The 12896-nt window shown below is 39.9% G+C and carries 18 protein-coding genes; 1 reads left to right on the top strand and 17 read right to left on the bottom strand.

All coding sequences use genetic code 11. The features are described from left to right. The 7 genes from spoIIIAG to spoIIIAA are packed head-to-tail and all read right to left on the bottom strand — an operon-like array spanning position 1 to position 4576. Complete coding sequence (gene spoIIIAG, locus AC3WR0_RS10810) at positions 1-654, bottom strand: stage III sporulation protein AG (protein WP_027320109.1); 654 nt, start codon at positions 652-654, stop codon at positions 1-3. Continuing rightward, the gene (spoIIIAF, locus tag AC3WR0_RS10805) at positions 647-1279 is read right to left on the bottom strand and encodes a stage III sporulation protein AF (protein WP_027320108.1); all 633 of its coding nucleotides are present in this window, start codon (positions 1277-1279) and stop codon (positions 647-649) included. Before spoIIIAF ends, spoIIIAG begins: the two co-directional genes overlap by 8 nt. An 11-nt stretch (positions 1280-1290) precedes the next feature. Beyond that, the gene (gene spoIIIAE, locus AC3WR0_RS10800) at positions 1291-2487 is read right to left on the bottom strand and encodes a stage III sporulation protein AE (protein ID WP_492552320.1); all 1197 of its coding nucleotides are present in this window, start codon (positions 2485-2487) and stop codon (positions 1291-1293) included. Positions 2488-2520: 33 nt separating this feature from the next. Further along, entirely contained in the window at positions 2521-2910 is a 390-nt protein-coding gene (spoIIIAD, locus tag AC3WR0_RS10795) for a stage III sporulation protein AD (protein ID WP_196814276.1), read from the bottom strand. Positions 2911-2927: 17 nt separating this feature from the next. Then, positions 2928-3131 (bottom strand): stage III sporulation protein AC, encoded by a 204-nt coding sequence (spoIIIAC, locus tag AC3WR0_RS10790; RefSeq protein WP_027320105.1) that lies wholly within the window; start codon positions 3129-3131, stop codon positions 2928-2930. 11 nt (positions 3132-3142) lie between these two features. Then, positions 3143-3658: a stage III sporulation protein SpoIIIAB gene (gene spoIIIAB, locus AC3WR0_RS10785; protein WP_027320104.1), complete on the bottom strand. Its 516-nt coding sequence runs from the start codon at positions 3656-3658 to the stop codon at positions 3143-3145. Continuing rightward, entirely contained in the window at positions 3659-4576 is a 918-nt protein-coding gene (gene spoIIIAA, locus AC3WR0_RS10780) for a stage III sporulation protein AA (RefSeq protein WP_492552319.1), read from the bottom strand. Between the two features lie 166 nt (positions 4577-4742). Here spoIIIAA and AC3WR0_RS10775 point away from each other — a divergent pair, with 166 nt between their 5' ends. Continuing rightward, positions 4743-5414 carry an SIMPL domain-containing protein gene (locus AC3WR0_RS10775; protein ID WP_492552318.1) on the top strand — a complete coding sequence of 224 codons (672 nt, stop codon included), beginning with the start codon at positions 4743-4745 and terminating at the stop codon, positions 5412-5414. A gap of 241 nt (positions 5415-5655) precedes the next feature. Here the strand turns inward: AC3WR0_RS10775 and AC3WR0_RS10770 are convergent, their stop codons facing one another. From AC3WR0_RS10770 to AC3WR0_RS10725, 10 genes are all read right to left on the bottom strand, one after another. Continuing rightward, entirely contained in the window at positions 5656-6165 is a 510-nt protein-coding gene (locus AC3WR0_RS10770) for a TlpA family protein disulfide reductase (protein ID WP_492552317.1), read from the bottom strand. A 76-nt stretch (positions 6166-6241) separates the two neighbouring features. Next, positions 6242-6367: a CcmD family protein gene (locus tag AC3WR0_RS10765; RefSeq protein ID WP_081679950.1), complete on the bottom strand. Its 126-nt coding sequence runs from the start codon at positions 6365-6367 to the stop codon at positions 6242-6244. A gap of 12 nt (positions 6368-6379) precedes the next feature. After that, the gene (locus AC3WR0_RS10760) at positions 6380-7141 is read right to left on the bottom strand and encodes a cytochrome c biogenesis protein (protein WP_492552316.1); all 762 of its coding nucleotides are present in this window, start codon (positions 7139-7141) and stop codon (positions 6380-6382) included. Between the two features lie 3 nt (positions 7142-7144). After that, entirely contained in the window at positions 7145-7819 is a 675-nt protein-coding gene (locus AC3WR0_RS10755; RefSeq protein WP_492552315.1) for a heme exporter protein CcmB, read from the bottom strand. Continuing rightward, complete coding sequence (gene ccmA / locus AC3WR0_RS10750; RefSeq protein WP_492552314.1) at positions 7816-8520, bottom strand: heme ABC exporter ATP-binding protein CcmA; 705 nt, start codon at positions 8518-8520, stop codon at positions 7816-7818. Before ccmA ends, AC3WR0_RS10755 begins: the two co-directional genes overlap by 4 nt. A 22-nt stretch (positions 8521-8542) precedes the next feature. Next, positions 8543-9541 carry a hypothetical protein gene (locus AC3WR0_RS10745; RefSeq protein WP_492552313.1) on the bottom strand — a complete coding sequence of 333 codons (999 nt, stop codon included), beginning with the start codon at positions 9539-9541 and terminating at the stop codon, positions 8543-8545. Then, on the bottom strand, positions 9538-9912 hold the full coding sequence (locus AC3WR0_RS10740) for a hypothetical protein (protein WP_492552312.1): 375 nt from the start codon (positions 9910-9912) through the stop codon (positions 9538-9540). The genes AC3WR0_RS10745 and AC3WR0_RS10740 overlap by 4 nt, the downstream gene beginning before the upstream one ends. Before the next feature lie 12 nt (positions 9913-9924). Beyond that, positions 9925-10428, bottom strand: coding sequence for a cytochrome c-type biogenesis protein CcmH (locus tag AC3WR0_RS10735; protein ID WP_492552311.1), 504 nt, complete (start codon positions 10426-10428; stop codon positions 9925-9927). A gap of 1 nt (position 10429) precedes the next feature. After that, positions 10430-12412 carry a heme lyase CcmF/NrfE family subunit gene (locus AC3WR0_RS10730; RefSeq protein WP_492552310.1) on the bottom strand — a complete coding sequence of 661 codons (1983 nt, stop codon included), beginning with the start codon at positions 12410-12412 and terminating at the stop codon, positions 10430-10432. A 26-nt stretch (positions 12413-12438) separates the two neighbouring features. Then, complete coding sequence (locus AC3WR0_RS10725; RefSeq protein WP_492552309.1) at positions 12439-12891, bottom strand: cytochrome c maturation protein CcmE; 453 nt, start codon at positions 12889-12891, stop codon at positions 12439-12441. Between the last annotated feature and the right edge of the window lie 5 nt (positions 12892-12896).

Raw genomic sequence — 12896 nt, 5'->3', positions numbered from 1 at the left:
TTATTTTTTAGCCATTACGGCCACACGATGGCTTGGAACATCCAGTGCCCTCGTTACTGCTTCAATTATTGATTTTTTCACTTGTATATTTTGGGCACCTTTTGCTACTACCAGAACACCCCGAATGGTTGGTTTTTTTGTTTCTATAACAATCGGGACCTCCTTGTCACCGTTGCGAATGATAACCAACTGTTCATCAACAGAAGAGTCCTCAACCTTTCGTTTTCCGCCTTCCCGATCGATCTCATCTGTAGTTTGGTTCTTAAGTACTTTATTTTTTTCCAAAACCTTTGATTCTGAGGAATCTATATTAACAACCACCGTCACATCTCTAACGCCGAGCATGGAATTGAGGGCTTCTTTAATTTGTCTTTCATATGCCCGTTCATAATCCGCAATGCTCGTACCGGAGGAATCCTTTTTCACACCAAAGGTCGGTACATCCTCTGTTTTTTGTGTTGAATTTAGTTTCATTGCCGGAAGTGCTGATTCGGCGTTTTTATTTTTAAAAAGCATATTTCCAGCCAGCATAAATGCCGCACCAATACAGAGAACTAAAATCATATATTGGTATTTTCCTTTTTTGCCTTCCGTGTTGTTTAGATTTGCTGTCCATTTCTTTAACCATGATAATGGGCCTTTATCTTTATCCATTTTTGTTGGTCCGCCCCCCTTCAATTGAAACTTGGATAGCTTTTTCAGAGACATTCCATTCCTGCGAAAGAAAAGCAGCGATCTTTTTTGCCGGTTCTGAGTCTTGTTTTGTTGAAAGAGGCGTTTCTGTATCAATGGTGATTTGCTTTACTGCTTCAACCGTCTCAATTTGTTTATCTGGATGCTTCAGAAGAACCGAAACCCTTTGAAGGTTATCAGGAAAGGTTTGTTTGGTCTTTTCATCTGCTAAAATATCTATTTTTGCAATTTCTAACCCAAACTGGTCCATCAATTCCCCCTCTACACCCTTTTTTAGCTGGACAGCCATTTGTTCTAAAATATATGCACGCTGTGAGGCTTGTATTTCTTTTTTCTTGAATTCTATTAAATTTTCTATATTATTTTTTTCCCCTGGTGCCTTAAGACTAGTAATGGAAGAGAAAGAGGATTCGAAATCCTTTGAAATTAGCTTTAAAACAGGAGTAAGAATGATCGCAATTAATAGAAGGCCTGTGACAATTTTGATATATTTTTGCATGCTGGAGCTGGGAAGGAGCATGTCAATAACGGTAGCAAGCAGAATGAACATGATAATATTAGTAACCCATTCGATTAAATAACTCACGTTAATCCCTCCTACCTCATCATCATTGTCAAATTCCCCGCCGCCACAATGACCGTAATGCTCAGAAAGAACATTAGTGACACGATACCAAGGGCAGCAAATACATAAATGACACTTTTACTTATAATATCCAGGCAGGAAATGATCGGCCCGCCACCGAGCGGCTGCAGAATCGCCGCTGCAAATTTATATGTGAAGGCAATCATTAATATCTTAATTGCCGGAAAAGCAGCGATGATTAATAGAATAGCAACACCAGCAATTCCTACTGTGTTTTTTAAAAGAACAGAGGCACTGATAACTGTATCGGCAGCATCTGTGAATACTCGTCCAATGACAGGAACAAAGTTACCTGTAACAAATTTAGCTGTCCTAATTGCTACTCCATCTGTGATAGCAGCAGAAGCCCCCTGAACAGAAATAACACCGAGAAAGATTGTCAGGAACATGCCAAGAAGACCTATGCTCCAATTTCTGAGTAGATTGGCTAACTGGCTGACCTTGTAATGCTCCGACATTGTGCTGACTATACTGAGAAGGGCTGCCAAAAAGAGCAGGGGTAAGACAACATATTGAATAAACAATCCGCAAGTATTCATAAGGAAAAGAATTACTGGATGAAAAAAAGCTGCTGAAACGACTCCGCCAGAGGATGCTATTAACGCTAGAAGCAGCGGAATAAGTGCAAGTACGAAGGAAATCATGGTTCCGATCGTTTCATTTGTATAATCAATGGCAACGTGAAAACTGTTTAAGGCTATAATGACCAGAACCATAAAAACAATGGAATAGGCTACCTTACTGATTGTGCTTTTTTCAAAGGCATTTTGCATGGACTGGAGAAGCATACTGAAAACCGTCAGCATAACAAGAGATCCTAGCAGCTTTCCGTTTGCTAGAAATTCTTGGAATGCGAATTTGAAGATCCCATTAAACCATTGCTTAAAGGAAAATTTTTTATCACCTTTGATAAAATCGTATAGGCTTCCTTTCTGGCTTTCTGGCAAAAATCCCCCGTATTTGTCGGTGATCTCCTCCCAGTAGCTTTTCAACTCAGTAAAATCGAGAGTCTTCAACTGGGAATCAACCATAGCTTCTGTAGAAACGGGATTAGCACCCTCTGTTTTTTCTGCTGCTTGTACACCGGGAATGTGTAAGAATAAAAATACAAGTATGATAATAGGAATAATCCGCATCCGCTGCTTCATTTTTTCACCTCGTTTTATCAATTAGCCCAGCTCTTATCCCGGAATCATTTTTATGATGGTTTCAATCATGACAGTCAGGATTGGAATACCCATGGCAAGAATTAAAATTTTTCCAGCCAACTCAATTTTTGATGCAATTGCTCCCTGTCCAGCATCCTTTGTTATTTGCGAGGCAAACTCAGCAATATAGGCAATCCCAATAATTTTTAATATTGTTTCCACATAAACCATATTGACCTTTGCATTAATGGCCAGCTTTTCGAGCATTAAAATTACTTCAGAGATCTTATCTACCAGAAAAAGAAAAATAAAACAGCCAGTAAAGACAACAAGGAGAAAAGCAAAATTAGGCTTTTGTTCTTTTATTATCAGAGCCAGAAAAGTAGCAACCAATGCAATTCCAACAATCTTTAGGATTTCAATGGCGGATCTCCCCCTTTCTATTGGAATAAAAAGACGGATTTAATTTTTTGAAAGAGGTCATCAACGATGGAGGCCACTTGAAACAGGATATATATGAACCCGAAAAGGGTAACCCATTGTGCGTATTCCTTTTTTCCGACCTGGTCGAGAATGGTATGCAAAAAAGCAACAACAATTCCGACTCCAGCAATTTTAAAGATGATATCGACTTCCAATCCCATCGTTTTTCCTCCTAGATTAATAAAATGATGAGTAATAATCCGGACAGGAATCCGAGACTTTTCACCATCTTTTCGTATTTAGATTGCCTTTCATACGCATCTGCTTCTTCCCTTTCAAGGTGGGTCAGAGCAAGCATAATTTGTTTTTGCTGAGAGACGCGATCATGGCGGCCAAGGGTTTCACCGAATTGCTTCATGATTTCGTACTCCCCCTGCTTTAATGCTGTCATTTTCCAGACTTCACTTAAACTTTCCTCCCAAGCATCCTTCACAGTAGTTTCGGTACTGGTTAATTTGTTTGCAAAGGTTTCAAAAAACCAGGACAAAGGCTTTGTAAGCTGAGCACTCAGCCTCCTCGCCGCCTCATGAAGGGGTGTATGCCCATACATTATTTCTGCCTCTAATGACTGAAGTGCTGATTTTAACTGCCGAAGCTGTTTCGGTCTTTCGCTCAAATGCCTTGATGCCTCAAAACCAGTCCAGGTTGTCGCGCAAATAATGAAAATGGCTCCAATAATTTTTATCATTTAACTTCTGCTCACTCTGTAAGTCATTTCTTTACCGCTCCCATCGAGTATTTTGGTTATGGTACCGGGTCCCTGATCACGGTTTAACAGGATAAATCTTTGAAAAATTTCTCTTTCAAGGATTTCCTTTAATGATGGTCTGTTTCTTATTTCTTGAAGGGAACTTCCATGCGTGGTCATAATAAGCCTTATGCCAGCATTGACTGCCTCCATAATTGCCTCTGCATCTTCTTTCCTTCCGATTTCGTCAACAATAAGTACATCAGGACTCATGGAACGTATCATCATCATCATGCCTTCAGCCTTTGGACATGCATCCAGGATATCTACTCTTGGGCCAAAGGTTAATTGTGGAACTCCATTAATGCATCCAGCTATCTCTGAGCGCTCATCCACTATTCCTACCTTTTCAGCACGGATATTTTGGTCGCCTGTTGATATAACCCTTGCGATATCCCTCAGCAAGGTTGTTTTGCCTGTCTGGGGAGGACCAATAATCATGGCATGAAGCCAGTTGCCCTCTCTTATAAAAGGGATTAACGGATCTGCGATTCCTATTTTTTCTTTTGCAATCCTAATATTAAAAGAGGAAATATCTCGAATGGCTTTTACCATTCCGGCCTCTAAAATCACCTTTCCCGCAAGTCCAATACGGTGGCCACCGGCTACTGTGATATAACCTCGCTTCAATTCTTCCTCCATGGTATAAAGAGAAAACTGACTGATTTTATTCAAAAGCTGGGCGGCATCCTCAGGTTGAATAACATAGGCAATAAAACGCGGTATTCCTTTCATGGTAATTTCTATAGGCCGATTGATACGAATTCTGATTTCTTCTATTTCTCTTTTTTGGGCTGCCGGGATCTTGTCAATCATTTCGGCGATATTTTTAGGTAAAAAGCGAAGAATAGATTCCATAGAGTTCCTCCCTGGCGCTTGTCTCATTATTTAAAATGTATGCCTGCCTGTACACATTATGACTTTCAAATCAAGCAATTCTATAAACTTCTGCTTCTTTTGGCTGTCATTTTAAGGGGAAGTCTTCGCATAGTTATATAGAGGAAACATGGAGGAGGAGATTGTTGTGTACGGAGGCTACTATCCAAACCCTGTGGGCGTTCCAAGCCAGCTATCAGACGGAAAACAATCTATTAAAGTTCAGGGACAAGGAGAAGTCAGTCTTAAACCTGATATAGCACAGATTAATTTGGGAATTATCTCGGAAAATAAAGATCTTATTAGCGCCCAGCAGGAGAATGCGCGGAAATCCCAAATGGTTATTCAGTCACTTTTAGCACTTGGTATTCCCAATAATAAGATAAGGACCTATGACTACCGCATTGATGCAGATTATGATTTTAAGGATGGACAGCAGATTTTCAGAGGATATAAGGTGACCCATTTACTGGAAATAAGGCTTAATGAATTGGAGAAGGCTGGGGTAACTGTTGACACTGCTGTGAAGAATGGGGCGAATTATGTTTCCCGTATTGAATTTAAAAGCAGCCAAAAGCAGAAATATTATCGACAAGCGTTAGCAGCTGCTGTTACGGATGCTATTGAAAAGGCTGAGGTAATTGCTGGGGTTTTGAGAGTACAGTTAAATAGGATTCCTTATTTAGTTTCAGAAATAACTGGAAGTCCCTCACCTGTTTTTGAGGAGCAAACTTCATTTGTTAAAGGAGTCAGCACTACAACCTTCGAACCGGGTGAGATCTCAATCAAAGCCACAGTACATGCGGAATTTTATTATTAAAGGATAGATAAACCCCATTGTTAATATGCAAAAACCCACTCCCATTCGCGGATTTTAGCCGTTTTAGTTTAATTTTGAAACAGGCACTATATTTTAGCCATGTCCAATATAGAAAGGTGGCAGTGCCTTTTTAGCAAAAATGGCCGTTCCGCGTTGAAATCACTTACTGCCACTTTGCAACGAGTAGACAGCTGTCAAATAACAAAAGGATTAACCCATTAAGAGTTAATCCTTTTTGCTATTACTTGTCATATTTCTTGACCATATTATACAGTTCCATTTCGGTCAGCGGGCCATTGTAGTGCTCCCGGATAATTCCTTTTTTATCAATTACAAAGGTTTCTGGCTGGGCCGTAACATTATAAACCTTAGAAACCTTTGCATTGTAATCGAATAAATAGGTAGACGTTGTTTTATTTTTTTCTACGAACTTTTTGACTCTATCCCTGGTTTCTCCTCTATCTATTATCAATAGTTTATATTTATCCCCATATTCCTTCTCAAAGGCTCCAAGTTCGGGCGCTTCTTCAACGCAAGGAGCACACCATGTGGCAAAATAATTGAGTACGATTATTTTCCCTTCAAAATCTGAAAGCTTAGTCTGCTTTCCTTCTAAATTTTCAAGCTGAAAATTATACGCCTTATCTCCGACATCCGTTTTCTTCGCTTTACTCACCATGCTGTAACCGAAAAAGGCAAACATACCAACAACCAAAATCATAATAACCAATTTAATAATCCGCTGATTCATTTTTCTTCCTCCTGATTTGCAGCGGAGCTTAGCTTACTGGGTTAAACTTCAGCTTAAGCACGCCCGATCTTTCCGATTATCGGTCAAGTTGCTTTAAAAATTCGATTTCTTTCTTAAGCTTGTTTTGGCGTCTTCCTAAAATCACCATATACCCAAAAATAATTAGCCAGATAACGGAGTATGCTCCATATACAAAGTTCATTTCCTTCTCCTCCTAATTTTCGAGATCTTCTCTTAATTTTTCTTTATACTGTGTAACTTTAATTCTCATATTTTCAAGGGTTACTCCCTTTTGCAAGAGATAGCTGTATAGAAGTGTTAATGCCGTAATAGATACCAGCAGTGCTACTAACATATTAGGCTCTATTCCACCTCCTTTTTGTGAAGGGCCATTACCGAAAACAATTGGATGGAATTTGGATTGCCACCAGCGGATGGCAAAGAAGACAATCGGTACGTCAATAAATCCAATAATGCCAAATACAGAAGCCAGCCGCGCTTTTTTATCCCATACACCATCCATTTGGCGAATCATGATATACGCCATATAAATGAACCACAGAATTAACGTAGTAGTAAGGCGCGGCTCCCAGGCCCACCAGGTATTCCAGGAAGATTTTGCCCAGATTGGACCAGTTGTAAGAACAATCGTAGTAAACACAACCCCTATCTCAGCAGACACATAGGCATAAGTATCAAAAATTCTTTTTCGTTTTGCAAGGAAAAGGATACTGAAAATAAAGGTTACGAAAAATGCAAGAAACGCACACCATGCAGATGCAACGTGGTAATAGAAAATTTTCTGTACTACCCCCATTGTTTTTTCAATAGAAGAAAATATGAATATAAAATATATAGAAGCCAAGATCGAGACAACAGTGGTGCCAAATAGTATTTTAGGAACCAGGCTGGCCTTTTCTGCCGCTGATTGGCCTGCCAGCAATGCGGCTTTTTCCCGCTCAAGATTTGCACTCATCTTCTACACCTCCAAAACATAATCGATTAATATAAAGCAAAGTACAAAGAATATAACATCATAGGCTGAAATCAACTGAATCCATGCCATAGCGCTTGATAGCTTTTCAATATTTGTCAGTATGATTTTAGTAGCCTGTACGGCACCAATTAAGATTGGACTAGTTACGGGAAACAACAATAGCGGAAGCAGCATTTCACTGCTCTTGGAATTTGCCGCAAGGGCTGCCAGAAAAGTCCCTATACTGATAAATCCAAAGCTTCCTATAACCAGGACCAAAATTAGATAGCCAAAACCGCCATACATTTTGAAATCAAACAATAGAAATAAAAATGGCAGTGAAACCAGTTCGACAACGAGTATCATAGAGAAGTTTGCCAGGAATTTTCCCAGAAAAATACTTGAAGCATCCAATGGAGCTATCATTAGACCCTGCATGGTATCATTCCGCTGCTCACTTATGAATGATCGGTTAAGGCCAAGAATTCCGGAAAAAACGATAATTACCCAGATTACACCTGGTATAACCGCCTTCGTTGTATTATTAGCCGGGTCAAATGCAAAGCTAAAAACCAGGATAACCAGCCCTGCAAAAATAATCATGGTAGCTAATACCTGTTTCGTCTTAAGTTCAGAGTATAAATCCTTCTTTGCAATTAAGAGGGCTGATCGAATCATGAGACTCCCTCCACCTGCAGCTGGTATTTTTCCGATACGGTATCCAATTCCTTTTCTTCCAGGCGGAAATCGTCAGCTACTTTTCCATTTTTAATTATGATTATTCTGTCACATATCTCTGCTGCCTGCTTAAAGTCATGTGTAACCATTAATGTAGTAGTTCCTTTGTCTTTCATTGAGAGAATAACATTATTTAATATTGATATTGCCCCCTGATCCAGACCTGTGTGTGGCTCATCGAGCAATAGAAGCGGGGGCTCATGAATAATGGCCCTGGCAATCGCAATTCTCTGTATCATTCCCCTAGAAAAATTCTTCACAGGTTCATTTAAAAAGAAAGATAATCCTACCTCTTTTACGAGTTCTATTGCCTTTTCTTGAGCATTTTTAATTCCATACAGGTTTCCAAAGAAAACAAGATTTTCAAGCGGTGAATAGTGTTCATAAAGCAAACTGGAATGAGGCAAATATCCCTGAAGCTTTTTAATCTCCAATTGGTTTTTCCGAAGCTCCAGGCCATTGATTTTCACTAATCCTGAAGTAGGTTTGATAAGGGTAGCCAATACTTTCAGCAAGGTACTCTTCCCAGCTCCGTTAGGCCCCAGAATGGCAACTGTTTCTCCCTTGTCGATTTTGAGATCGATTCCCCGCAGAATTAATTTGTTATCAGCCTGTTTAACAAGCTTTTTTAATTCAATCATCTGCTGCACCTCCATTCCAGCTTCACTCTACAAATTGGCGCAGATTTAATTTCACCTGTACTAAATGCTGTTTGTAGGCCTGCAGTTTGGCCTGATAAGCTGTTTCGTTCATTTCACCATTTTCATGTATTTCTTCCAGTTCAAGTATCTTATCCAGAATTGCTTTTTGCTTGGCCATTAGATGCTTAAATGCCTGTTCCTCTTTATCGGAATTTAATCTTTCTTCCTCCCTTCTTGCTTTTCGCCTAAAATAGAAGTAAGAATAAAGCCCTCCGATAAGGATAGCCAGCATAATTATTAAAAAGATGTGCGGATTAAATCGGTGTAATGGAGACTGGGACCACATCCGTAAATGTCCTGGATTATGGAAAGGCGGTGCAGAGTGTGTTACATTTCCAGATTTGGCTTTTTCACTCTGTGTTTGGCTTTGCTGTGCAGTACTTTCTGCAGGAGGCTGTTTATCCTTGTTATAAACCATAGAAAATGCTTGGGCAGCCTTTATTCCTTCCACACTGTAGCCAACATATTTTTGGTCTTCAAATTTAAATTGGCCCTGATAAGTAGATTGAACTCCTTTAAACTCCACACTGCCCATTCCTTCTGGCACAAGCACTTGCATCATCTGAACAGGATAGTCAAATTTTAGGTTTATTTCCTTGCCCTTTGGAATGCGATAGCTGTATGGAAGTACAAGTGTTTGATTTCCCGGAAAAGGATCTGTTGTAATAAAACCGCCATCGATTTGTTCTATCGCTATTTTATTGTCCAGGAAGTTTAAATCCGTTGCTCCAACTGGGAGTGAAACATTTAAAACCGCTTTACTTTTTCCATCTCCCTTGTAGGCCTCGGCGGATGGGTTGGTGTAATTAACCATGTTCATCATATTTGTACTGCCATCTTCGGCAGGGCTCACTACCAGGTAATGCATATCAATGGATATTTTCGTATCTCCTGCAGCCATTGCACTTATTGGTATTAAAATGAGAAGACCCAGGAGGAAGAGGGTGATTTTTTTAATCACTTTTCTCCCTCCTTTTTCTTTTTATAACTTTTCATAGTTACTTCGATTTCTCTTTCAACCTCATCCATTAAATCTTTATCTACAGCCTTAAATGACTGCTGTTCTTCTTCCTTCATCAGGCTTGCAATCTGGCTTTCGTACTGACGTTTTAGCACTTTATAATCTTTATCAGAGATTTTATCCATCTTATACTCAAACTCAATTTCATTTAGTGTTGTTAAGAGTGCTTCCTTCGTACTGGCTGCTTCCGGGATTTGTGTCCCAAGTTTCAGATAACCATCCATTTTAAAAAATGGAGTGAGGACCAGAAAAAGGCAGCCAAGGGCAAGAACTGCTGTGAAACCCATCGAAATGATTGATATATCCTGCATTTTGTTCACATCCTAAAGATACTTTTTACGTTCCTCATCAATAATGGAAGAAAGGATTTCACCCTCCACTTCATCACCGTTGTCAACGTGCTCAGCGGAATGTTCGGTTTCACCTTTTTGCCTCACCCATTTTCTTATGATGAAATAGATCCCTACTGCTGCTGCAGCCAATGCTGCGAAGGGCAGAATCCATGCGGCCAGGCTAAATCCGCTTTTTTCTGGAGCTGTAAGAATTTCTTCGCCATAAATCTTTACATAATAATCACGAATCTGGTCTTTATTCATTCCCTTGTTCATCATACCAACAAGATCTTTTTTAAATTCCTTTGTCAAATTGCATGTGTTCGGATCACATTCAAAATGGTCCTGGCCACATCCGCAGGTACAGGCAAACTGAGATGCTACAGCCCGAAATTCGGGAGATTTATAATCTATCTGCCTCGCTTCTGTACGAACGAATGGCCATTGGAGGGCGACTAACAATACCAGCAAGGAAACCATAAATTTGTTTTTCAATTTAAATCACCTCTCTGCGGACTCCTGTGTATTTTGGAGTCACATTCTGGTATCTGCCATTCCAAACGGCAAACAGCGAGCCGATTACAATCATGAAAGAACCGATCCACAGCCAAGACATCATTGGGTTTACCTTAACAATAAAGGTGGCCCGGCCGTCATCTTCCCATGCGCTTAAGACAATATACAGATCTTCTTTAAAGGATGATAGAATCGCTACTTCAGATGATGGCTGATCCCAATGGCCATAAAAGACTTTTTCAGGTTCATAGGTTCCCAGCCGCTTTCCATCTCTGAAAACTGTTACTTGAGCGTAAACAATATCGTTAATACCCTCTTTTTTCTGGTCCAGCTTATCGTAGTTAATACGGTAATTATTAATCTCAATAGATTTGCCCAGTTCAATAGTTTTCATTGTCTGTGCATCATAGTTTTGTGAACCGATAATACCCATGGTGATGCAAGCGATACCCAAGTGAACTAAGTAACCTCCATACCGACGGCGGTTTTTTACCATCAAATGGTATAAAGCAAGCATTGGATTTTCCTTGGTCATCTTTCTTCTTGCTTTTACTCCGCGATAGAATTCCAAAAAATGAGTAACAAGCAATAGAGCGATTACACCGTAACCAATTACAGCCCAGGCTTTGGTCATTCCAAGCACAACCATTAAAATCATCGCAATAACGGCCACAATTGCCGGAAGCAGGAAGTTTTTCCTTAGGTTTTTAATGGTTGATCGGTGCCATGCAAGCAGTGGACAAACTGCCATCACAAACATCATTGATAACAAAATCGGTGCCTCAACCTTATTAAAGAATGGCGTTCCTACTGTAACCTTGGTTCCGCGAACAGCTTCAGAAACCAATGGGAAAATTGTTCCCCAGAAAACGGCGAATGCTGCTCCTACTAACAGAAGGTTATTAATTAAAAAGCTGCTTTCTTTAGAAACAAAGGAAGTAAATTCTCCTGCACTTCGTTTAATCAGGTTGTAACGGCTCATTAGCACATACAATGAAGCAATTACTGCAAAGCCCATAAAAATCAGGAAGTACAATCCGAGATTAGAGTTCGCAAAAGCATGTACCGAAGTTAGTACGCCGCTTCGCACAAGGAAAGTACCGAATAATGTTAAGGCGTAAGAGATGATAATTAAACTGATATTCCAAACCTTCAGCATGTTTTTGCGTTCCTGAATCATTACGGAGTGAAGGAATGCGGTTGCAGTAAGCCATGGCATAAAGGATGCATTTTCAACAGGATCCCATGCCCAGTATCCGCCCCATCCAAGCTCTACATATGCCCATTGACCGCCAAATATGTTGCCGAGGCTTAGGAAGAGCCAGGCAATAATGGTCCAGCGTCTAGTCATCTTTATCCAGAAATCGTCCATGTTTTTCATAATTAATGCAGCCATCGCAAAGGCAAATGGTACTGAAAGCCCTACATAGCCGAGGTACAACGTCACTGGATGGATAATCATACCCGGATTTTGAAGCATCGGGTTCAGACCTTTACCTTCAGTTGGAATCTGATCCAGCAAAAGGAATGGTTTTGCTACAAATCCAAGGATAAAGAAAAAGAATATGGCATTTGCCATTAAAATGGAGATAATGTAAGGGATCATTGGGTTTCCCTTCATTTTTCTCGAGTAGATAATCATGAGCATGTAAAGAGTGAGGAAGAAAGTCCATAATAGCAATGATCCAGCATTGCCTGCCCAAAGAGCGGTTAATTTATAAATGACAGGAAGCTCGCTGCTTGTATAATCTCTTACATATTCGTACTTGAATTGGGAAGTGCCCAGCAGGTAAAACAATGAAAGCATTGCCATTCCTGCGCATATAAATAACGCCAGTGCTCCTCCTTTTCCGCTGTTGACCAATTTTTGATTCTTTGTACTAATCCCCAGTGTCATAATGAGCAGTGAATAAATAGCGATCGCCAGGCCAATATAAATTGTTGCATTAGCGAATAAATACATGTCGTCACCTTCTTTTGGTTTGCATCTTATTTTTCATGTGGTGTTTTATTGAGCAATTCCTCATGTTTCTTAGGATCATAATCTTTCATGTCCTTGCCTTCATATTTTGAAGGGCATCTTGTTTTAACTGTTTCGGCTTTGAAAGTATCTTTTGTGGTTGGTGATCCTTGTAAAATGGTAATAACACCTTCTGCAAAATTATCAGGCTTTATTCCATTGTGAACGACATGCATGATGTTTCCGTCGTTATCTTTAACATCAAATTTCAGCTGAATCTTGTCGGGGTTCCATTTAATCGATTTTTCAATAAGTAAGCCCTCTACTGTTACGAAATCACTTTTATGCTGATCCTGAGTTGCAAGAAGCTGTTTCATAGTCAGTTCAATTCCACTGGAACCAGGAGTTGCCGCCATCAGCAGGAAGACAATTGCTCCTGCTATAATAAAGCCTCCAAGCATGACTAAAGTATTCTTCTTCATTCTTG

Source organism: Neobacillus sp. FW104-15D2 (genome assembly GCF_058790155.1).
The sequence above is the reverse complement of the archived record's forward strand: the minus strand, read 5'-3'. Positions and strand labels throughout refer to the sequence as shown.

Coding starts and splice junctions, on each gene's coding strand:
- spoIIIAG (WP_027320109.1), bottom strand. CDS start 654: ATGGATAAAGATAAAGGCCCATTATCATGGTTAAAGAAATGGACAGCA.
- spoIIIAE (WP_492552320.1), bottom strand. CDS start 2,487: ATGAAGCAGCGGATGCGGATTATTCCTATTATCATACTTGTATTTTTA.
- spoIIIAC (WP_027320105.1), bottom strand. CDS start 3,131: ATGGGATTGGAAGTCGATATCATCTTTAAAATTGCTGGAGTCGGAATT.
- spoIIIAB (WP_027320104.1), bottom strand. CDS start 3,658: ATGATAAAAATTATTGGAGCCATTTTCATTATTTGCGCGACAACCTGG.
- spoIIIAA (WP_492552319.1), bottom strand. CDS start 4,576: ATGGAATCTATTCTTCGCTTTTTACCTAAAAATATCGCCGAAATGATT.
- AC3WR0_RS10770 (WP_492552317.1), bottom strand. CDS start 6,165: ATGAATCAGCGGATTATTAAATTGGTTATTATGATTTTGGTTGTTGGT.
- AC3WR0_RS10765 (WP_081679950.1), bottom strand. CDS start 6,367: ATGAACTTTGTATATGGAGCATACTCCGTTATCTGGCTAATTATTTTT.
- AC3WR0_RS10760 (WP_492552316.1), bottom strand. CDS start 7,141: ATGAGTGCAAATCTTGAGCGGGAAAAAGCCGCATTGCTGGCAGGCCAA.
- AC3WR0_RS10755 (WP_492552315.1), bottom strand. CDS start 7,819: ATGATTCGATCAGCCCTCTTAATTGCAAAGAAGGATTTATACTCTGAA.
- ccmA (WP_492552314.1), bottom strand. CDS start 8,520: ATGATTGAATTAAAAAAGCTTGTTAAACAGGCTGATAACAAATTAATT.
- AC3WR0_RS10740 (WP_492552312.1), bottom strand. CDS start 9,912: ATGCAGGATATATCAATCATTTCGATGGGTTTCACAGCAGTTCTTGCC.
- AC3WR0_RS10730 (WP_492552310.1), bottom strand. CDS start 12,412: ATGTATTTATTCGCTAATGCAACAATTTATATTGGCCTGGCGATCGCT.
- AC3WR0_RS10725 (WP_492552309.1), bottom strand. CDS start 12,891: ATGAAGAAGAATACTTTAGTCATGCTTGGAGGCTTTATTATAGCAGGA.